Genomic DNA, 20,054 nt, shown 5'->3' with positions numbered 1-20,054 from the left:
GGGGTGATGAGCAGGAGGCATACACCTCATGCCTCGAGGGAGGCCAGGGCGTCGCCGAAGATGTCCAGCGCCTTGAAGAACATCGCGCGCGGGATCGTCAGCGATGGCATCACGCGCATGACGTTGCCGTAGCGGCCGCACGGGATCATCAGTACGCCGTGGTTCATCAGGTAGCCCATCAGCCGGCCGATTTTTTCGCCCGCCAGCGGCGTCTTGGTGGCGGCGTCTTCGACCAGTTCGATACCGATCATCAGGCCACGGCCGCGCACTTCACCCACCCATCGGCTGTTGAAACCGCGTATGTGTGCCTGCGCTTCCAGCCCCAGGGTGTGGGCGCGTTCAAGCAGGCCGAGTTCCGGGTCTTGCAGGATGCTAATGTTGGTCAACGCCACGGCCGCGGACAGCGAGTTGGCAGCGAAGGTATTGGGCATCGACCCGTCGGGAATCGCGGCCGCCAGGTCCGAGCGCATGATCAGCCCGGCCATCGGCAGGTCGCTGCCGATGCCCTTGCCGAACGTGAGCATGTCGGGCTTCACGCCGGAATGCTCCACCGCCCACATCTTGCCGGTGCGCCCTGCGCCGGATTGCACTTCATCGACGATCAGCAGCGCGCCGGCGCGGTCGCAGGCTTTGCGCAGCAGTTGCAGGAACTCCGGCGAGGGTGGCACGTAGCCGCCTTCGCCCTGCACCGGTTCGACAATCACGGCGGCCACGTCATCGGCGGCGGTGTAGGGGCTGTTCAGCAGGTAATCCACGTAGTCGCCGGCGATCTGCTCGGCGCTGCGGTGCGTGGTATCGAAAGGAAAGCGGTAGGCGTAGGGGTAGGGCGCATGGATCACGCCGCCCATCATCGGGCCATAGCCCTTGCGGTAGGCCGTGCCGGTGGTGAGCGCGCCAGAGGCGTTCCACACACCGTGGTAGCCGCCGTGGAAGGCGAGGATCTGGTGACGCCCGGTGATACGTTTGGCGAACTTGACTGCCGCCTCCAACGCATCGCTGCCGCTTTGTGTAAAGAACGTGATGCAGTCGCCGCGCAGGCCTTCGGGCGCGATCTCGGAAAGTTTGGCTGCGAGTGCGGTGCGGCGGGTGCTGTTGATTTCCAGGGCGTGCATCAGCACTTCGGATTGGTCGCGGATGGCCTGCACCACCTTCGGGTGGCAGCGGCCGACGCTGCTGACGCCCACGCCCGCGGACAAGTCGATGTAAGTGTTGCCGTCAGGGTCCTTGAAGGTCGCGCCGAACGCGCGGTCCATCGCGATCGGCATGCGCCCGCCGCCGCGCGCCATCGACTCCGTACGCGCCGACAGCGCCAGCGCCTCGCGGGTCATGGGGCCGGGCAGGGTTTTGGAAATCATGCGCGGGGCATCCGCGAAATGCAGGGCTTCTAGTTTGGACTCACTCATGACGAACTCTCTGGCTGACGGTTTTCAGTGTGCCGATCATTCTCATGGTGAAGCCTTGACCGTTAGCCCGAATCGGCAAATCGACGCAGGGAAAAGCGCGCAGTTGTCGACGAATGGCCAATGGCAGAAAGAATTTTGCAATATTTTTTCTGTGTGGGAATATCGCAAACATTGCGGGCTAAAAACCTGATATCGACAGAGGTTTTACGCATCATGACAAATCACCATGTCAGCCACTTTCGCGATATCCATGTACATGCGGCCACTGTTCAGGAGTGGAGCCAGGACTACAGCCAGTTAACCGCCGGCCTGGCCGAAAGTTCTTTGATGCAACTGACGACCGCGCGTTGCCACGTGTTCCGTGAGCAGATCAACCAGCGCGTGGTGCAGCATGGCGTGGCGCCGCGCGGCAAGATGTGCTTCGCCGTGCCGATCAGCGTGCCGGGTTCGACGCGCATGCAGGGTCGCGAGGTGGACGACAGCAGCCTGTTTTTTCTGCACGGCGGCGAGGAGTTCATGTTCCATATGCCGATGGGCATGGAGCTGTTGTCCGTCACGTTCGAGCGCGAATGGTTCGAGCAGGCGTTGGCGCACACGGCGTCGGCCAAGGAGATCAGTCGGTTGCTGCGTCAGCCGGTGATCCGGGTCTGCGCGCAGCGCTTTGCCCAGGCCCGAGGGCGATTGCTGGCGATGCTGTCCCTGGCGGTGACCGACCAGGCGCCCGACAGCGGGTGTGAGCCCAGGCTGGAGCAGGCTCTGCTCGATGAGTTGATGCAGCTGCTCACCGACCCGGCCTGTGACAAGCAGCAGCGTAGCCCGAGTTCCACCCGCAGTTTCATCGTCGAGAAATGCCACCGGCTGACCACCGCCGAGATGCTCAACGTGCCCAGCGTGATCCAATTGTGCGAGCGCCTCCAGGTGAGTCGACGCACCGTGCAGAACAGCTTTCGCGCGGTGGCCGAGACCACACCGCTGAACTACCTGCGCTCGGTGCGGCTCAATGGGGTGCGCCGTGCCTTGATGTCGACCGCCGCGTCCCGTCTCTCGATCGGCGATGCCGCCGCCCAATGGGGTTTCTATCACCTCAGCCATTTCGCCGAGGAGTACCACGCCCTGTTCGCCGAGTTGCCCTCCCAAACCGCGCGTGCTGCGATTCCCGCCTGCGCGCGCGCCTGAATACCCGCCCACCATGGCGCAGCAATAGCCTGGCCCCGCCGCAGCCTAGGCGCGGAACTGGTCCATCAACTGCATTTGATGATTGGCTCGAGCATTGAGCTGGCTGCTGACCTGCGCCGATTCGGCAGCCTGTTCCGTCAGCGTCTCGGTCACCCCGCGAATGGTCGAAACGTTGCGATTGACCTCCTCGGCCACCGCACTTTGTTCCTCCGCCGCACTGGCGATCTGCAGGTTCATATCGCTGATCACCGTCACCGCCTGGCTGATTTTGCCAAGCGCTTGCACGGCATGGTGGATCTGTCTGGCGTTGCTCTGGGCCTGCGCCTGGCTTGAGTGCATGACGGCCACCACGCCACGCGTGCCGGTCTGGATGCGTTCGATCACTTGGCGGATTTCCTCCACCGAATCCTGAGTGCGCTTGGCCAGGTTGCGCACTTCATCGGCAACCACCGCAAACCCGCGACCGCTTTCGCCGGCACGCGCGGCCTCGATCGCGGCGTTGAGCGCCAGCAGGTTGGTTTGTTCGGCAATGCTGCGGATCACCTCCAGCACCGAGCCGATCTGCTCGCTGTTGACCGCCAGTGCTTCGACTTCGGCCACGGCCTTGCTGACCTCATCGGCCAGGGCGTTGATGTCCTTCGTGCTGCGTTCGATGATGCTGATGCCCTCTTGGGACGCCTGGTCGGCACCCCGGGCTGCCTGGGCGGCATTTGACGCGCTGCTGGCGACTTCGTGCGCCGTGGCGCTCATCTCGTTGGAGGCGGTTGCCAACTGATCGATCTCGCGAAATTGCACCTGCATGCCTTCACTGGTCTGCCGCGCGATTTCCGAGGACTGGTCGGCGGTGCCACGGGCATCCGTGATGCTCTGCTTGATCTGCGCAATGGTCGGTTGCAGCTTGTCGAGAAAGCGGTTGAACCACTGCACCAGTTCGCCCAGTTCGTCCTTTTTGCGGTAATCGAGCCGTTGAGTCAGGTCGCCGTCGCCGCTGGCAATCGCCTTGAGCATCTGCGCGACGCTGTTGATCGGGCGCGTCACGCCGGACGCGGTGAGCCAGATCAACAGCAGGCCCAGCAGCCCGGCACCGATGGCCACCAGCAGCGACACCAGGGTGTCGCGGGTCTGGGTCTGGTCCAGCAAGGATTGCAGCTTCGCCGAGTCGGCCAGCAAGACCTCCCTGGGCAGGTCGATGACCACGCCCCACGGCGCTGCTTCGGGGATCGGCGCGACAGGGTAGACCGCGCGTATCGATTTATCCTGGGCCAGCACGCTTGGTTGTTTCTGTGCCAGCGCGCTGAGCACGGCCTGGCCTTCCTGCGCCAGCGGCGCGCTGATGGGTTTGCCGATCTGGCTGGCATCGCTGCTGTAAGCGGCGAGCACGCCGCTGTCGGAGACAATCAGCATGCGCCCCGAACCGTCGAACAGCGCGCGCTGGGCATCGCTGGCGGCGGCTTGCAGGGCGCCGAGCGCGAGGTCCACGCCGAGGGTGCCGATCACCTTGCCATCCACTATCAAGGGCATGGACAAGGTGGTCATCAGTTGCACCTGCCCGGCCTGGGTGTCGGCGTAGGGCGCCATCAGGCAGGTGCGCCGGGTGTCGCGCGGGCAGGTGTACCAACTGTTGTAAGGCGTGCCGCTGATGCTCAGTTCGGTTTTCTGCAAATCGGCTTCGGGGATCAGGATATTCACCGCTGTGCCGGCGCCCCGGTTCCAGGCGCTGGCAAAGCGTCCGTTTTCGTTGGAGGCGCGTGCGGCGTCGTTGGCGAACTCGGCGTCTTTACCGTCCAGCGCATTCGATTCGTAGACCAGCCAAAGCCCCAGTACCTGCGGGTTGCGGTCGAACGTTGTCTTGAGCCCCTGGTTGAGTTCTTCACGCAGGGTCGTGGCGGCCAACCCGCGCTGGGCGGCCATGCTGCGCAGGTTGGCTGCCTGGTCGGCAAAGGCGCTGATGATCTGCAAGCTGCTGCCGAACACCCGCTGCAGGTTGCTTGCCTGCTCGGCGGCCTTGGCCTGCAGCAGGTTCTCGCCACTGTCCGTGAGCATCCGACTGCTTGAGATGCTGATCAGCCGATTGTTCTGGCTACTCTGGTAGAGGTTCATGCCGACGATCAGACTGATCACGCCCAGCAGGCACAAGCCCGACAACAGGACTATTTTCAAGCGAATGGAGAGGGTGTCGAACATTGGGCTATCTCACGGGTGAACAGCGTGTTGATCGATCATCGGTTGGCGTGGGCCACCGATTTCTTATTGGGGTTGTCAGTGCATCGGCCTGCACCACGTTTTCAGCATAGGCATTGGCCAAGGGTTGACCGGCGCTTGACGCCACTGGCCGACAGCCGGGCAGAGGACGCCTGAACCTAGCATGCAGATTGGGATCTGCACGCGGCTATCCCAAATCGGCGGGGAGTGTGGCGGCGCGGCGACCTGTTTTGGGGCACTCGCGGCGATGTTACCGATTTGGGATAGCGAGGCTTCCGAGGGCGGGCATAGGATCGAATCCAGCGTGCAATCTCCAGAATAAAAGCGCTACCCGGCACCGATAGCGGCTGAATCGGCGCCACCCCACAGCGACTGCCTCATACAATAAGGTCAATAACATGAGTGTAATAATGCCGGTCAATGGCTCTACGGAGCTCAAGCGTGGCGCCCTGGGTGTCGGCTTCATCATCTTCTTCGTGATTTCGGCGGCCAGTCCGCTCAGCGTGATTGCCGGCGGTTTCCCGATCGGCATCATGCTGGGCAACGGCGCCGGCACCCCGGCGTTGCTGTTGCTGGCGCTGGCGGTGCTGATGGCGTTCTCGGTGGGTTACACCACCATGGCGCGGCATGTCACCAACGCCGGCGGTTTCTACGCCTTTACCTCGCGTGGCCTGGGCGGCCTGGCCGGCGGCTCGGCGGCGGTGCTGGCGATGTTTGCCTACAACATTCTGCAGATTGCCTTGTATGGCATGTTCGGTGGCGTGGTCAGCGGCACCATGGAAAGTGTCTTCGGCCTGGTATTGCCCTGGTGGTCCTATTCGCTGCTGGCGATGGCCAGTATTGCGATTCTCGGCTACCGCAAGATCGACCTGTCGGCGCGGGTCTTGTCGGTGGTGGTGATCGCTGAATACCTGGCGATCCTCACCCTGGATTTCGCCATTCTGAAGACCGGTGGCGACAGCGGCGTCAACCTTGATTCCTTCAGCAGCCAGCACGTATTCAGCGGCACGCCGTCGATCGGTCTGCTGTTCTGCTTTGCCGCCTTCATCGGCTTCGAGGCCACCACCATTTATGGCGAGGAGGCGAAAAACCCGCAGCGCACGATTCCGATTGCGACCTACAGCTCGGTGCTGCTGATCGGCGGGTTCTATGCGCTCTCGGTGTGGGCGATGGTGGTGGGCGTGGGCGCGGACAAGATCGTGCCGATGCTGCAAGCCCTGCAGGACCCAACCACGTTTATCTACGGCATGTCCGACCACTTTGTCGGGCCACACCTGACCCAGATCATTCGGGTGTTGTTCATGGTCAGCATCTATGCCGGACTGCTCGCGTTTCATAACGCCGCTGCGCGTTATTTCTACGCCATCGGGCGTGATGGTTTGCTGCACAGCCTGCTGGGCACTACCCACCGTGTGCACCAAAGCCCGCATATGGGCTCGGCGCTGCAAAGCCTGATCGCCGCGGTAGTGGTGCTGATTTTCGCGGCGATGGACGCCGATCCGATCCTGCAGCTGTTCGCCTGGTTCTCCAACCTGGCCACCCTGTGCGTGATCTTGCTGATGGCGATGACCTCGGTCGCGGTGTGCGTGTACTTCCACCGGCATCCCGAGCTCAAGGTCGGCCTCTGGCGCGGGCGCATCCTGCCGATTTTCTCCTGCCTGGCCTTGCTGATGGTGCTGGTGCTGGCGGTGGTGCATTTCGATGTGCTGACCGGTGCCAGCCAGCTTTTGTCCTACGGTCTGTGTGCGGTCATTCCTGCGGCCTTGTTGGCCGGCGTCTACCTGGCCGCGCGCCTGCGCAAGGTTTCGCCGCAGCGGTTCCTGGCCCTGGGTAGCCACAAGCTCTAAGGCACGTTCCACCCCTACACCTACTGCGAGCTCAGTTGTCGTCGCACGACACGGCTCGTCTGCGTTAAAGGAAGCTTCCACATGCAGCACTACACAATGCTTATCAATGGGGTCCAGGTTGCCGGTGAAAACGGGCAGTTTGATGTGATCAATCCCGCCACTGGCGCCGCCTTCGCGCAATGCCCGGCCGGCTCATTGGCCCAATTGGACGCGGCGGTGAACGCCGCCCAGGCCGCCTTCAAGACGTGGCGCCACAGTTCGCATGCGCTGCGGTGCGAGCACCTCGGCGCGATTGCCGATGACATTGAGCAGGACGCCGACGCACTGGCCCGGCTGATCGTGCGTGAACAAGGCAAACCGCTGGAACTGGCGTTTTCCGAAGTCATGGGGGCCGCCGCCTGGACCCGCTACGCTGCCGGGCAACAGATCGACGTGGAGTTGGTGGAAGAAACCCCGACCCAGCGCGTCGAATTGCACCGCAAGCCGCTGGGAGTGGTGGCCTCCATCACACCGTGGAACTGGCCGTTCATGATCGCGGTGTGGCACATCATGCCGGCGCTGAGGGCCGGCAACTGCGTGATCAGCAAACCGTCGAGCCTGACGCCGCTGAGCACCCTGCGCCTGGTGGAGATCATTGCGCGGCGCGTGCCCAAGGGGGTGATCAACTGCGTGACCGGCGAGCAGGGGTTCGGCAGTGCGATCACCGCGCACCCCGGTATCCAGAAAATCGTGTTCACCGGTTCCACCGCCACCGGCCAGAGCGTAATGCGTGGCGCGGCCACTAACCTCAAGCGCCTGACCCTGGAGCTGGGCGGCAACGACGCTGCCATCGTATTGCCGGGCACGCCGGTTGCGCAGGTGGCCGAAGAGATTTTCCAGGCGGCGTTTCTGAACATGGGCCAGACCTGCGCGGCGCTCAAGCGCTTGTATATCCATGAGTCCCAGTATCAGGAATTTGCCGATGCCTTGACGCTGATTGCGGGGCGTCAGGTGGTGGGCGACGGCCTCGAGCCCGGCGTCAACTTCGGCCCGGTGCAGAACCTCGATCAACTCAAGCTGGTCGAGGCGTTGGTCGAGGATGCCCGGGCCCAAGGGGCGCGGGTGTTGTGCGGCGGCGCACGGCTGGATCGCCCCGGCTTCTTTTACCCACCCACCCTGGTGGCGGATGTGACCGACGGCCAGCGCCTGGTCGACGAGGAACAGTTCGGGCCGGTGTTGCCGCTGATTGCCTACCGCGATGTCGAAGAGGTGCTGAGCCGCGCCAACGCCGGCGACATGGGCCTGGGCGGCTCGGTATGGGGGCCGGATGTGGAGCAGGCGCAGGCGTTGGCCGGCCGCCTGGAAAGCGGTGTGGCGTGGGTCAATTGTCACGCGCGCATCCAGCCCAATACCCCATTCGGCGGCAGCAAGATGTCCGGTTTCGGCGTCGAGTTCGGCCTGGAGGGGCTGCTCGAGTTCACCGGTCAACAGCTGCTGTTTGTCAATAAGCGTGCTGCTGAGTAAGCCCTGCCTACCTGGCGCGGCAACGCTGCGCCTCTCTTATGCCCAATAACTAAGACAGCCTTTAAAGGCGCATCCCGAGGAGCTTCGATCATGCGGTATCCAGCCACTTCAATTCTCAGCGGCACATTGGCGTGTACGTTGACGCTTTGCGCGATCAGTCAGGCTCAGGCCTATGAACTGTACAGCGACGAGAGCCGCCATCTCAATGCCGACATGACCGCCGTATTCGGCATGTTCAACAGCCGCAAGAACTACGACGGCACGTCGGGTGGTTCCACCTGGCGCGAAGGTTTCATCAAGTATGGCTTGAGCGGCGACCAGTCCCTGGCCGGCAATGGCACCGCCTATGGCGCCTTCGCGCTGGTCAGTTCCGCTACCTGGGGGGAGGGTGACCCGGCCGGCAACACCCTTGGCAACGAACGCACGACCAAGATCGAAGATGCTTACCTGGGTTGGCGCTCCGGCGACCTGTTTCCGGCCTTGGGCCAGGACGGCGTGGATATTTCCGGTGGGCGCCAGGTGGTCAAGCTGGGTAGCGGCTTCCTGATCAACGACGACGGCCCGAACCTGGGCAAGGGTCCGGCCGATGGCGCGCTGAACCGCGGCGGGGCGTATTACCTGGCCGCGCGGCATGCCTTCGATCAGACCACGTTCCTGCGCCTGGGCGGCAAGGACGGCTTGCACGGCAGCCTGCTGTGGCTCAAGTCAGACAACCGCGCCCAGGCTGAAAGCGAAGTTGCCGCAGGCACGCTGGATTACACCACCAAGCCCGGCACCCTGGGGTTGACCTGGGTGCATGGCATCGATGTCAACGACCGCTGGGCCAGTGACTTTCAGCGCCAGCGCAAGGGCATGAATGTCTACAGCGTGCGCGGTGAGGGCGACGCCGGCCTGCCGAACGTGAACCTGGCGTTCGAATATGCCTGGCAGGACAAGGACAGCGGACCCGAAAAAGCCTGGTACGGCGAAGCCGGGTATACCTTCGCCGATGTCGCGTGGACGCCGAAGGTCACCTATCGCTACACCCGTTATTCACAGAAGTGGGATTCGCTGTTCACCGGCCTGAGCGCCGGCTACGGCACCTGGTTGCAGGGTGAAGTCGCCGGTAACTATGCCGGGCCGTTCAACAGCAACACCCGCATCCAGCACGTGGGTCTCAAGGCCATGCCCCTGGAAAATCTTACCCTGGGCGCGCTGTACTTCGACTTCGACACCGTGCGCAAAAGCAATGCGCTGAACCTCAATGCACAGGAGCTGGATGTGTATGCCGAGTGGGCGGTCAACCCGCACTTGATCATCACCCCGCTGATCGGCCTCTACAAACCCAAGGAGGACGCCACCAGCGGCGGTAACCAGACCGTGGGCAACGGCACCAACCTGTACAGCCAGTTGACCGTCGCCGTACCGTTCTGACCCGCCACGACCGTCGCGCTTCAGGGCGCGGCGGTGTGGGTGTGATTGCGCATGTTCTCGGCGATACGCCGTGTGGTGTCCATCACCATCTCGATCACGGTTTCCTGGCGCAGCAGCTTGAAGCTCTGGGTGCTGCCGACGGCGGACAGGCTGCCGATCACCTCGTCGATATCCGGCTGGATGATCGGTGCGGCGATGCCGGTCAGGCCCAGGTTGAGCTCGTCGTGGGTCAGGCAATAGCCGTCCTTGCGGATCTTCTTGGCGGCCTTGGCAAAACTTGCCCAGTCGTAAGGGCTGTCCGGATCGCCGGCCATATGTTCTTCGAACAGGCGTTGCAAGCGTCGACCTTTCTGGAAGGCGATCAACACCTTGGATTGAGCCCCGCGAAAGAACGGCAGCGGGTGCCCGCGCCCGAAGGAGAAGTGATACGTATCGGTGGGTTCGGCGATGTAGGTGTTGATGATGCGCCCGTCATAAAACACGCTGGCAAACACCGCCAGGCCGGTTTGCGCCGACAGCTCGTGCATCAGTTCGCGCCCGGCCAGGAGGATGGGGTCGTACTGGCGCATTCTCCAGTCCAACTCGATCACCCGTGGGCCAAGGCCATAGCTGCCGGCATCCACACGGCTCAGCAGGCCGGCGTCGCACAACTCCTTGACGTAGCGATAGGCCGTGGCGCGCGACAGGCCCATGCGTTCGGCGATGGTGTCGGGGTCGATCCTCAACGTCGCTGGACCGAACAGGTCCAGGACACTCAGCAATTTGCTCAGGCTGCTCATTTCGTTCCTAGAAAGGGGGTGGCACGCGGGTAAGCACTATAGGCGAAAACGCCACGGATCCAATGTGGGGCTATAGGGTTGCGTCACACTATACCAATCGGCGAAAAATGCAATTTTGCCGTGCTTAAAATTCTAATAAGTCTCAATTAAAGAGATAAATTAATAAAAATCTCTTGTTTGGTATGTTTTTGTGTGTGATAAATCTCACAACAGAAAACGCTCAAGTGAGAGGGCTGGCAATGAATGGCGCGCAATTGATAGTGAATGCGGCGGCGGCAAGCGGTATCGAGTACTGCTTCGCCAACCCGGGGACCACCGAGATTCCACTGGTGGCGGCCATGGCCAGTGCGCCTGCCCTCAAGCCGGTGTTGTCGTTGTTCGAAGGGGTATGCACCGGTGCGGCGGATGGTTATGGCCGCATCGCCGGCAAACCGGCGATGACCCTGACGCACTTGGGCCCAGGCTTTGCCAATGGCATCGCCAACCTGCACAACGCACGGCGCGCCAACACGCCCATCGTCAATGTGATCGGCGACCACGCTTCGTGGCACGTCAATTACGATCCGCCCCTGGCCAGTGATATCCAGGCGCTGGCCGGCAGCGTGTCCAGCTGGGTGCGCACCTCGCGCACCGCGTCGGGGATCGGCGAAGACCTGCAGGAGGCCATGCGCGCCGCCTGGCAGGCCAAGGGGCAGATCGCCAGCCTGATTCTGCCGATGGATCTGCAAGCCAACGCGGTGACCCACAGCGGCCGGTTCAGCCCGCTGAGTGCACCGGTGCGACGTTTTGCCGGCGACCGCATCGACGCCGTGGCCCAGGCGCTGCGCGATGGCCAGCGTCTGGTATTCATCGTCGGTGACCAGGGCTTGTCGGTGGCCGGACTGGAAGCGGCGGGGCGCCTGGCGCAACTGCCCGGCGTGCGACTGTTCGCCGAAACCTTCCCGCGCCTGAGCTACCGCGGCGGCGGTTTGCCGGACCTGGATCGCCTGCCGTATTTCCCGGAAGTGGCCATCGAAATCCTTGAGCAATACGACAAGGTGGTGCGCGCCGGTGTACCGGAGCCCATCAGTTACTTCGGTTATGAAGGTATCCCGTCGCGTCTGGCCGAGCGCGAGCGCCTGTTGGCGCTCGCCGAGGTCGCGACGACGTCGCCGGGGCGCTGACCGCGCTGGCCGATGCGCTGGATGCCCCGGCCTATGTGCCCACCCCGCAGGACATCCAGCTGCCGCCGGGCGAAGCCGCCTTGAGCGCGCAATCGGTCGGCCAGGTATTGGCCGCCGCGCTGCCGGACGACTGCATCGTCTCGGTGGAGGGCGGCACCTGCGGTTATCCGTTTTTCACGGCCTCGGCGCGTGCCAAGCGGCATCGGGTCATGACCAACACCGGCGGCGCAATCGGCCAGGGTATTCCGGTGGGCTTTGGCGCCGCCCTGGCCGAGCGCGGCAACCGGGTGTTCTGCCTGCAATCGGACGGCAGCGCGCAGTACACCATCCAGACCCTGTGGAGCATCGCCCGCGAGCAATTGCCGGTGGTCATCCTGATTGCCGCCAACCACCGCTACGCGATCCTGCAAAACGAATTGCGCCGTTTCGGCATGACCGAACTGGATCCCCAGGCCCTCAAGCTGACCGTGCTCGACCGTCCGCGCATCGATTGGAAAGCCCTGGCCAAAGGCTATGGCGTGCCGTCCCGCACTGTACACACCAACGCCGAACTGCAACGCGCACTGGCCAACGCCGCCGCCGATGCGGGGCCTTGCCTGATCGAAATGGCACTGTGAAGGAGTCGATGATGAAGCAGCTTGATGTGTTACCCGAAGTGCGCGCGTTCCTGGCGCAGCCCGGTCGCCTGTTCATCGGCGGAACCTGGCAGGACGCCGCCGGCGGTCGCCGCTTTGCCGTGGAAAATCCGGCCACCCAGGAGACCCTGACGGAAGTCGCGCAGAGCGATGAGCGTGATGTGGACGCCGCCGTCGCAGCCGCCCGCGCGGCCTTTACCGGCACCTGGGCGATGCAGTCGCCGGCCCGGCGTGGCCTGTTGCTGTTTCGCCTGGCGGATCTTATCGACCAGCACCGCGAGGAACTGGCGCAGTTGATCACCCTGGAGAACGGCAAGCCCATCGCCACCGCGCGCGGTGAAGCGGCCAGCGCCGCCACCATCATTCGCTACTTCGCCGGCTGGCCGACCAAGATCGAAGGCAGCACCTTGCCCGTCTCGCCGGCCAGCGGCGCGCCGATGCTCAACTACACCCTGCGCGAACCGGTGGGGGTGTGCGCCTTGATCGTGCCGTGGAACTTCCCGCTGAACATGTGCGTGTGGAAGCTCGGCCCGGCATTGGCGACCGGCTGCGTAGCGGTGCTCAAGCCCGCCGAACAGACGCCGCTGGTGGCGATCCGGCTGGTGCAGTTGATCGAGGCCGCAGGTTTTCCGGCGGGCGTGGTCAACCTGATTACCGGCCTGGGCGCCGAAACCGGCGCGCCGCTGGCGCAGCATGCCGACGTGGACAAGATCGCCTTCACCGGCTCGACCCAGGTCGGCCGGCTGATCGCCCAGGCCGCCACGCGCAACATGAAAAAGGTCTCGCTGGAGCTCGGCGGCAAATCGCCCAACATCATCTTGCCCGACGCCGACATCGTGCGCGCCGCCAAGGGCGCCGCCGATGGGATTTTCTACAACCAGGGCCAGGTGTGCACCGCCGCGTCGCGCCTGTATGTGCACGCCAGTGTGCTTGACCAGGTGCTTGAAGAACTGCAACGCCATGCCGCCACCCATGTCCTCGGCAACGGCCTGGACCCGGCCAGCAGCATGGGCCCGCTGGTGTCGGGGCGGCAATTGGAGACGGTCAGGGGCTACCTGCAGCGCGGCCAGGAGGAGGGCGCCGAACTGATCTGCGGCGGCGAGCGTCCTGCGCACCTGGAGCGCGGCCATTTCATTGAGCCCAGCGTCTTCCTCGACCGTGCCGAGCGCGCCTGCGTGGCCCGCGAAGAAATCTTCGGCCCGGTGCTCACCGTGATGAGTTGGACCGAAGTCGACGACCTGGTGCTGCGCGCCAACGATTCGCCGTACGGCCTGGCCGCCGGCCTGTGGACCCGTGACCTGCGCTCGGCGCACCGCCTGGCGGCGCAGCTCAAGGCCGGTTCGGTGTGGGTCAACTGTTGGAACGTCGTCGATGCGGCTTCGCCGTTCGGTGGCTACAAGCAATCCGGCTGGGGCCGGGAAATGGGTAAGAACGTGATCGACGCCTATACCGAGACCAAAAGCGTATTCGTCGATCTGGCCTGAACTGAATCATCACTACGAGGTTGTTGCTATGGATCTGGAATTGAAAGGCCGCGTGGCCATTGTCACTGGCGGTGGGATGGGCATCGGCAAGGAAGTCGCACGTTTTCTGTCCGAGGAAGGCTGCAAGGTGGTGATCTGCGCACGGCGCATGGCGTTCCTGACCCAGGCCGCCGAAGAGATCAGCGCACAGACCGGCAACGAAGTGCTGCCGCTGTTCTGTGACACCAATGACATGAAGGCCGTGTCGGACATGGTCGAAGCAGCGCACAAGCACTTCGGCCGTATCGACATTCTGGTCAATGGTGCGGCGGCGCCGTCCGGCGTGGTGCGCAATGACATTGAACATGCCGGCGACGATGAACTGCTGTCGGACCTCAACACCAAGGTGATCGGCTATTTCCGTTGCGCCAAGGCCGTGACCCCGCACATGAAGGCCGCCGGCTTCGGACGCATCATCAATATCGGCGGCCTCACCGGGCGCAGCAGCAAAGTGCTGTCGGGCATGCGTAACCTGGCCATTGCGCACATGACCAAGACCCTGTCCGACCAGTTGGGCGCCAGCGGCATTACCGTCAACCTGATCCATCCCGGCGTGGTGGACACCCCGCACATCCGCGAGCTGTACGAGCGCGAAGGGATCAAGCAGGGCAAGACCCCGGAGCAGGTCGAACAAGGCTACATCGACGCCACGCCGATTCGCCGCACCCTGGCGCCCATCGAAATGGGCTGGTTGATCGGTTTCCTGGCGTCCCCCAAGGCAGGCGCGGTGACCGGTGAATCCATCGGCATCGACGGCGGCCTCACCCGTGGCATCTTCATCTGAGGAGCAACTGCGATGAGTAACGGAACCCTTTTAGTCGCCACCGTCGGCCAGGCGATCATCCGCAGCGCCGACGATGGCAAGACCTGGCATCGCCTGGGCCTGGGGCAGGACCTGGAGTTCGACGCGATCACCCGTTCGCTGAGCCTGCACCCCGGCACGCCGGAGGTGATCTATGCCGGCACCGACATCGGCTTGTGTGTCAGCCACGACACCGGCGGGCGCTGGCAGCAGGTCGACTCACCGTTCAACGGCCAGACCGTGTGGAAGGTAGCGGTGGACCCGCAGGATGCCCGGCGGATTTTCGTCGGCACCGGCGCGCCCTCGCGCGCCGTGCTGTGGCGCACCCTGGACGGCGGCACGAGCTGGGACCGCGCGCCGGTGGAGATTCCGGAATTCTGCGATGGCGTCAGTCGCCCGCGTTTGCTGGCCTTCGCCTACGACCCCTGCGACCGCAACCAGTTGTGGTTCGGCCTGGAGGAAGGCGGGCTGTTCCATTCCCGCGATGGGGGCGACAGCTGGACCCGCGTCGATGACCGCCTGCTGTGGGACTTCAACTCGGACGTGCATAACATCCTGGTGCTGCCCAACCATGGCCAGAAAGTCATCGTGGTGGTGTGCGTCAACGCGGTCTACCGCAGCCTGGACGAAGGGCTGACCTGGACCGGCATCATCGGCCGTGAAGCCTTCGGCTTGTATTACCTGCGTGCGATGAACGCACCGCTGGGCAGCGAAGATACGCTGTACCTGAGCATTTCCGATGGCACTCCCGGCACCACCAGCAAGGTCCTGGTGTCACGTGACGCCGCGCTGACCTGGGAAGTACTGCCGCTGCCGCAGCAGCCCAACTCCTGTGTCTGGGCCCTGGCGTTCAACCCGGCCAACCCTCGGCAAATCGTCGCCGGCACCAAGTACGGCCACCTGTTCACCTCCGAGAACGGCGGTGACGGTTGGCAAAAACAGTGGCGCGAGTTCAGTGAAATCGCCGACGTGCTCTGGACGCCCGCGGTGGCGCAGATCAAGGCAGGGCATCAATCCATCGTCAAACAGCATTGAGGTAGCGAGCGATGAAAGTCGAAATCCTTCGCACTCACTTATCGCTATGGGTGAGTGATCCTGATGTGTCGGCGCGCTGGTACGCCGACATTCTGGGCATGCACGAGAGTGCCCGTGGCGAGAGCTGGGTGATGATGGCGTTTGGCACCAAGCACCACGACATCGCGTTGATTCGCGCAGAACCCGGCGCTCACCAGGGCGGGCTGGGGCTGCAGCATTACGGATTGGAAATCGCCGGTGACATGACCACCTTGCGCCAGCTCTACGGCATGTTGCTGAAGAAGGGCGTCGAGGTGGTGAAGATTACCGACCATGAAATCGGCCACGGCCTGTATTTCAACGATCCGGACTGCAACCGCATGGAATTCTTTCTTGAGACCGAGCACGACGATGCGCGCGGCAAGGCGCGCTTCAAGGCCGCCGGCGCGCCGAGTCGCAACTACACGCTCGTCCCACTCGACCCTCCTTTGAACCGAGGCACATCCGATGAAAACCGCTAATTTCGCCAGCTATCACATCCGCAAATGGTACAGCTTCGTTGAGGAAACCCTGGCCAATGAAACCGGCCAGTTGGCCGATGGCGAGCCATTGTTCAAATACGCCGTGGCCGCAGTGATCGCCAACCCTTACGCCGGGCGCTACAGCGAAGACCTCGCGCAATTGGTCGAGCCGTCGCCGCTGCTGGGCGAAGAGTTCGGCCGACGCATCCAGGCATTGGCTGGTGCGCACCCAATTGTCAGCTATGGCAAGGCGATCCTGGTGGGCAGCGCGGGCGAGTATGAGCACGGCAACGCGTTCCTGACCAACCCGGCCGCCGATCCGATCCGCGTCGCGCTGGGCGGCGGCAAATCGTGGGTACCGTCCACCGGCAAACGTGGCGGCCCCGGTACGAGCATCGACGTGCCCCTGGCCCACAAGGACGCGCTGTACGTGCGCTCGCACTACGACAGTATTTCCCTGACCTTCGGTGACGGGCCGTCGCCGGACGAGGTGGTGGTGATCTGGGCCTTCGCCACGCGCGGACGTTTGCATGCGCGGCTGGGCGGTCTGCAGGCCGCCGATGTAAAAGGTATCGACGGGCTGCACTGATCAAGGTGCAGGCTTGGGTGATGCGCGATCAAAACCACAACAGGAAAGCGGTGAATAGCGATGAAGCAGGAGAAAACCCAGGTTGTCATCGTGGGCGGTGGCCCCAACGGGATCACGGCCGCGCACTCTATGGGAATGTACGGTATCGACTGCGTCGTCCTTGAACTGGCCGACGGCATCCTGCCTTACCCGCGTGCGGTGGGCATGGACGATGAGGCATTGCGCGTGCTGCAGAGCATCGGCATTGCCGAGGTGGCGGTGCGCGACATGATTTGCGATGTGCCGCTGCGCTATTACAACGCACGCGGTGTGTGTTTCGCCGAGGTCAAGCCGAGTGCCGCGCAGTACGGCTGGCCGATGCGCAATATTTTCATGCAGCAACTGCTCGAAGGCACCTTGCGTGAACACCTCGGGCAGCATGCCGGCGTAGAGCTGCGCCAGGGCCATGAATTGCTCGAACTGGAGCAGGACGACCACGGCGTGACCCTGCAGGTGCGCGATGCCGACGGCGAGATCTACCAGCTCCAGGCCGACTATGTCATTGGCGCCGACGGCGGGCGCTCCACCGTGCGCAAACAACTGGGGATCGAGCTGCTCGGGCTGACCCATCCGCGTAAATGGGTGGTGGTCGATACGGCCAACGACACCCTGGATGCGCCCTACACCGCGTTGCATGCCGATCCGCAGCGACCATTCGTGTGCATCTACCTGCCGTACCAGCAGCGGCGTTGGGAGTTCATGCTGATGGAGGGCGAAGACGAAGCGAAAATGTGCGAAGAGGCGACGATTCGCAAACTGATCCACGGGCATATCGGCGATGCCGTCGACCAGCTCAACATCATCCGCATTCGTGCCTATACCCACCATTCGCGGGTTGCGGCGCGGTTTGTTCAAGGACGGGTGGCACTGGTGGGCGATGCGGCGCACATTTCGCCGCCCTGGGCCGGGCAGGGCCTCAACTCCGGCCTGCGCGACGTGGCCAACGTGGCCTGGAAACTCGCGGCAATCATCCAGGGCCGCGCGGCGCCATCGATTCTGGCCAGCTACGATCAGGAACGCCGTGGCCATGCTACCGAACTGGTGGCCCTGGCCGACAACATGGGCGCGGTCCTGGGCCTGACCAACCCGCTGATGGCCGGCGTGCGCGACTGGTTGTTCCAGGCGGTGAACAGCGTCGACAACCTGCGCTCGCACTTGCTGGAGTTCAAGTTCAAACCCAAGGCCACCATCACCAAGGGCCTGGTTTATCACGAGCGGGCGGAGTTGCGTGAGGATGATCTGGTCGGTCAGTTGTTCATCCAGCCGAACATCGAAGACGCCCAGGGCCAGCGCCGCCGCCTGGACGAGGTGCTGGGCCATGGTTATGCAGTGCTGGGTTACCGGGTGAATCCGCGTGAACAGCTCAGCCAACCGATGCTTGAGTACTGGGCCCGTTGGGGCACGCGTTTTATCCAGGTCAATCGGTCGCGCAGCGGCGTGGGGCGCAACCAGCCGCTGACGGCCGTCGATGCCCTGAGTGTGGAGGACGTGGATAACCGCCTGGGTGAATGGTTCTCCAAGGTGCGCGACTGCATTGTCGTGGTGCGTCCGGACCGTTTCGTCGCCGCCATTACCACCTCCGAACGCCTGGATGGGGTGTTGCGCAAACTCGCGGAGCAACTGTCATGAGCCACACCCCTGATCTGCTCGACCAACTGCATCAGGCCGAGCGCAGTGCCCAGGCGCTGGCGCCGTTACCGCCCGAAACGCTGGACCGGTTGCAGGGCTACGCGCTGCTGCATCAAGGATTGGCGCGGCGCCAGGCAGCGGGCGAACGCGTGAGTGGCTGGAAAGTGGCCTTCGCCGGCCGTACGGCGCAAGCGCGTTTTGGCCTTGATGAACCGGTGTATGGCGCCCTTACGGATGCCATGCAAGTCGACGCGGGCAGCACGCTGGCGTTTACGCGGCTGATCCAGCCCAAGCTGGAAATCGAACTGGCGCTGGTGTTCGGGCGCACGTTGACGCCGGGTGAGCACAGTGACGAGGCGATTCTGGCGGCCATTGCCGAGGTGGCGCCGGCGTTCGAGATCGCCGACTGCCGCTGGCAAGGCTGGCGTTTCGGGCTGGGCGCCTTCCTCGCCGACAACGCCGCCGCCGGGCTGTATTGCGTGGGGCCGCATACGCCGTTCGATCCTGCACGGCATGGCTGCGTGCCCTATCGTCTGGAGCACGACGGTGTGCCATTGGGCCACGGCGATACCCAGGCCCGCGAGGACAGCCCGCTGTTCAACCTGTGCTGGCTGGTGCGGCGCCTGTTGGCCGCGGGGCAGGGCGTGCAGGCAGGGCAGATTGTGCTGTCCGGCGCGTTGCTGGCGCCGATGGATATACAGCCGGGCACCTATCGTCTGCACATGCTTGGCACGGAACTGGCTTTGGTGTTTCACGCGGACGTCGCGTCCGTGTAAACGCCCGCTGCCGTCAGGGATGACAGAGCCCCCTTCAGGCCAAAGATGCGCAACCGGCCGCCGAGGAATGACGAATATGCTCGCGCAAGTGCGAACCTTCAACGACTCTCAACAGCACGCCGGCTCGATCCAGGGCTGGCAGCAGGTGTATGACCAACTCGGTCGTGGTTGCCTGACCAGCGAACTGTGGCAGTTGTCCGGCGACCGTTTTCAGATTTTCCAGGAAGTGCTCGACAAGCGCGTGGTGCAGCACGGCCGCTCGCCCAAGGGCCGCTTGTGCGCGGCCATGTCACTGGGCAGCCCGCCGGTGGTTCAAGGCCAGCAGGTGAGCGCGCAAAGCGTGGTGCTGCTGCGCGACGGCGAAGAGTTCGTGTTGCATGCGCCCCAAGGCACGCACTTTTTCTCCCTCAATGTCGATGCCCTGCGCTTTGCCAAACTGGCCGCCTTCGAACTGTCCAATGATCAACTCAAACGCTTGACCCGCGTGTCCGCGCTCAGCGTGGATGAAACGTTACTGTTGCGCATTCGCCAGCGCATCCACCCGCTGTTTCGTCACTTTTTGGAACATGCGCACGAGATCAACCCGGCTACGGAAAAGATGCTGGAGGATGAACTGCTCGGCGCATTCCTCGATCTGTTCAGCCACGCCGGCGATGAGGTGCGTTGCCGACGTGGCAATTTTGCCGTCAGTGCCTATCTGGTCCGGCGTAGCCAGGAATTAATCATTGCCAGCGGCGATACACCGTTGAGCATTCTTGACCTGTGCGAACAGTTGCGCGTCAGTCGCAGGACCCTGCAGAACAGCTTCCAGGCCGTCACCGACATGCGCCCGGTCGAGTACCTGCGCAATCTGCGCCTCAACGCGGTCCGGCGACAGTTGATCGCTACCCCCGCGAGCGAGAAAAACGTCGGCGAGATTGCCGTGGGCATGGGCTTTTTTCACCTGAGCCATTTCGCTACGCATTACCGTGAGCTGTTTGGCGAATCGCCGTCCGAAACACGCCGGGCACACCGAGCCTGAGCGAGGTGCCGAGTGTTGG

At 63.5% G+C, this 20,054-nt stretch carries 15 protein-coding genes and 3 pseudogenes; 14 read left to right on the top strand and 4 right to left on the bottom strand.

Annotated features, from left to right (window positions below):
* Window positions 1-26: 26 nt before the first annotated feature.
* Window positions 27-1,403 (bottom strand): aspartate aminotransferase family protein, encoded by a 1,377-nt coding sequence (locus JWR98_RS15970; protein ID WP_078732369.1) that lies wholly within the window; start codon window positions 1,401-1,403, stop codon window positions 27-29.
* On the opposite strand from JWR98_RS15970, the gene JWR98_RS15965 reads away from it, so the two are divergent.
* A complete protein-coding gene (locus tag JWR98_RS15965) occupies window positions 1,402-1,593 on the top strand; it encodes a hypothetical protein (RefSeq protein ID WP_205490514.1) in 192 nt (63 codons plus the stop codon). The genes JWR98_RS15970 and JWR98_RS15965 overlap by 2 nt on opposite strands.
* A gap of 23 nt (window positions 1,594-1,616) precedes the next feature.
* Window positions 1,617-2,579 (top strand): helix-turn-helix domain-containing protein, encoded by a 963-nt coding sequence (locus JWR98_RS15960; RefSeq protein WP_078732370.1) that lies wholly within the window; start codon window positions 1,617-1,619, stop codon window positions 2,577-2,579.
* A gap of 45 nt (window positions 2,580-2,624) precedes the next feature.
* Here the strand turns inward: JWR98_RS15960 and JWR98_RS30250 are convergent.
* Both JWR98_RS30250 and JWR98_RS30245 read right to left on the bottom strand, forming a co-directional pair.
* Window positions 2,625-3,146: pseudogene (locus JWR98_RS30250) on the bottom strand (methyl-accepting chemotaxis protein); the annotation flags it as partial.
* Window positions 3,147-3,482: 336 nt separating this feature from the next.
* Window positions 3,483-4,157: pseudogene (locus tag JWR98_RS30245) on the bottom strand (HAMP domain-containing protein); the annotation flags it as partial.
* A 1,022-nt stretch (window positions 4,158-5,179) separates the two neighbouring features.
* Here JWR98_RS30245 and JWR98_RS15950 point away from each other — a divergent pair.
* The 3 genes from JWR98_RS15950 to JWR98_RS15940 all read left to right on the top strand — a co-directional run bounded on the left by JWR98_RS15950 (window position 5,180) and on the right by JWR98_RS15940 (window position 9,544).
* On the top strand, window positions 5,180-6,628 hold the full coding sequence (locus JWR98_RS15950) for an APC family permease (protein WP_078732372.1): 1,449 nt from the start codon (window positions 5,180-5,182) through the stop codon (window positions 6,626-6,628).
* Between the two features lie 81 nt (window positions 6,629-6,709).
* Complete coding sequence (locus JWR98_RS15945; RefSeq protein ID WP_078732373.1) at window positions 6,710-8,131, top strand: aldehyde dehydrogenase family protein; 1,422 nt, start codon at window positions 6,710-6,712, stop codon at window positions 8,129-8,131.
* 90 nt (window positions 8,132-8,221) lie between these two features.
* Window positions 8,222-9,544, top strand: coding sequence for an alginate export family protein (locus JWR98_RS15940; RefSeq protein WP_179119903.1), 1,323 nt, complete (start codon window positions 8,222-8,224; stop codon window positions 9,542-9,544).
* A gap of 20 nt (window positions 9,545-9,564) precedes the next feature.
* On the opposite strand, the gene JWR98_RS15935 is transcribed toward JWR98_RS15940, so the two are convergent.
* On the bottom strand, window positions 9,565-10,323 hold the full coding sequence (locus JWR98_RS15935) for an IclR family transcriptional regulator (RefSeq protein ID WP_205490513.1): 759 nt from the start codon (window positions 10,321-10,323) through the stop codon (window positions 9,565-9,567).
* A 239-nt stretch (window positions 10,324-10,562) separates the two neighbouring features.
* On the opposite strand from JWR98_RS15935, the pseudogene JWR98_RS15930 reads away from it, so the two are divergent.
* From JWR98_RS15930 to JWR98_RS15890, 9 genes and pseudogenes are all read left to right on the top strand, one after another.
* Window positions 10,563-12,103 (top strand): annotated as a pseudogene (locus JWR98_RS15930) (acetolactate synthase large subunit).
* 11 nt (window positions 12,104-12,114) lie between these two features.
* A complete protein-coding gene (locus tag JWR98_RS15925; protein WP_205490511.1) occupies window positions 12,115-13,605 on the top strand; it encodes an aldehyde dehydrogenase family protein in 1,491 nt (496 codons plus the stop codon).
* Window positions 13,606-13,633: 28 nt separating this feature from the next.
* Window positions 13,634-14,428: an SDR family NAD(P)-dependent oxidoreductase gene (locus JWR98_RS15920; protein WP_017526977.1), complete on the top strand. Its 795-nt coding sequence runs from the start codon at window positions 13,634-13,636 to the stop codon at window positions 14,426-14,428.
* Between the two features lie 12 nt (window positions 14,429-14,440).
* On the top strand, window positions 14,441-15,481 hold the full coding sequence (locus tag JWR98_RS15915; protein ID WP_205490510.1) for a WD40/YVTN/BNR-like repeat-containing protein: 1,041 nt from the start codon (window positions 14,441-14,443) through the stop codon (window positions 15,479-15,481).
* 11 nt (window positions 15,482-15,492) lie between these two features.
* Window positions 15,493-15,981, top strand: a complete 489-nt coding sequence (locus JWR98_RS15910) for a VOC family protein (RefSeq protein WP_003172903.1) — start codon at window positions 15,493-15,495, stop codon at window positions 15,979-15,981.
* Entirely contained in the window at window positions 15,968-16,570 is a 603-nt protein-coding gene (locus JWR98_RS15905) for an amino acid synthesis family protein (RefSeq protein ID WP_078732378.1), read from the top strand. The genes JWR98_RS15910 and JWR98_RS15905 overlap by 14 nt, the downstream gene beginning before the upstream one ends.
* 60 nt (window positions 16,571-16,630) lie before the next feature.
* On the top strand, window positions 16,631-18,238 hold the full coding sequence (locus tag JWR98_RS15900) for a bifunctional 3-(3-hydroxy-phenyl)propionate/3-hydroxycinnamic acid hydroxylase (RefSeq protein WP_205490508.1): 1,608 nt from the start codon (window positions 16,631-16,633) through the stop codon (window positions 18,236-18,238).
* Entirely contained in the window at window positions 18,235-19,014 is a 780-nt protein-coding gene (locus tag JWR98_RS15895) for a 2-keto-4-pentenoate hydratase (RefSeq protein WP_078732380.1), read from the top strand. The genes JWR98_RS15900 and JWR98_RS15895 overlap by 4 nt, the downstream gene beginning before the upstream one ends.
* A 76-nt stretch (window positions 19,015-19,090) precedes the next feature.
* Window positions 19,091-20,035: a helix-turn-helix domain-containing protein gene (locus tag JWR98_RS15890; RefSeq protein ID WP_078732381.1), complete on the top strand. Its 945-nt coding sequence runs from the start codon at window positions 19,091-19,093 to the stop codon at window positions 20,033-20,035.
* Window positions 20,036-20,054 lie beyond the last annotated feature (19 nt).

This window comes from Pseudomonas lactucae, assembly GCF_016937615.1.
In the GTDB taxonomy this organism is placed as follows: domain Bacteria; phylum Pseudomonadota; class Gammaproteobacteria; order Pseudomonadales; family Pseudomonadaceae; genus Aquipseudomonas; species Aquipseudomonas lactucae.
The sequence above is the reverse complement of the archived record's forward strand: the minus strand, read 5'-3'. Positions and strand labels throughout refer to the sequence as shown.

Coding starts and splice junctions, on each gene's coding strand:
- JWR98_RS15965 (WP_205490514.1), top strand. CDS start 1,402: ATGACGAACTCTCTGGCTGACGGTTTTCAGTGTGCCGATCATTCTCAT.
- JWR98_RS15970 (WP_078732369.1), bottom strand. CDS start 1,403: ATGAGTGAGTCCAAACTAGAAGCCCTGCATTTCGCGGATGCCCCGCGC.
- JWR98_RS15960 (WP_078732370.1), top strand. CDS start 1,617: ATGACAAATCACCATGTCAGCCACTTTCGCGATATCCATGTACATGCG.
- JWR98_RS15950 (WP_078732372.1), top strand. CDS start 5,180: ATGAGTGTAATAATGCCGGTCAATGGCTCTACGGAGCTCAAGCGTGGC.
- JWR98_RS15945 (WP_078732373.1), top strand. CDS start 6,710: ATGCAGCACTACACAATGCTTATCAATGGGGTCCAGGTTGCCGGTGAA.
- JWR98_RS15940 (WP_179119903.1), top strand. CDS start 8,222: ATGCGGTATCCAGCCACTTCAATTCTCAGCGGCACATTGGCGTGTACG.
- JWR98_RS15935 (WP_205490513.1), bottom strand. CDS start 10,323: ATGAGCAGCCTGAGCAAATTGCTGAGTGTCCTGGACCTGTTCGGTCCA.
- JWR98_RS15925 (WP_205490511.1), top strand. CDS start 12,115: ATGAAGCAGCTTGATGTGTTACCCGAAGTGCGCGCGTTCCTGGCGCAG.
- JWR98_RS15920 (WP_017526977.1), top strand. CDS start 13,634: ATGGATCTGGAATTGAAAGGCCGCGTGGCCATTGTCACTGGCGGTGGG.
- JWR98_RS15915 (WP_205490510.1), top strand. CDS start 14,441: ATGAGTAACGGAACCCTTTTAGTCGCCACCGTCGGCCAGGCGATCATC.
- JWR98_RS15910 (WP_003172903.1), top strand. CDS start 15,493: ATGAAAGTCGAAATCCTTCGCACTCACTTATCGCTATGGGTGAGTGAT.
- JWR98_RS15905 (WP_078732378.1), top strand. CDS start 15,968: ATGAAAACCGCTAATTTCGCCAGCTATCACATCCGCAAATGGTACAGC.
- JWR98_RS15900 (WP_205490508.1), top strand. CDS start 16,631: ATGAAGCAGGAGAAAACCCAGGTTGTCATCGTGGGCGGTGGCCCCAAC.
- JWR98_RS15895 (WP_078732380.1), top strand. CDS start 18,235: ATGAGCCACACCCCTGATCTGCTCGACCAACTGCATCAGGCCGAGCGC.
- JWR98_RS15890 (WP_078732381.1), top strand. CDS start 19,091: ATGCTCGCGCAAGTGCGAACCTTCAACGACTCTCAACAGCACGCCGGC.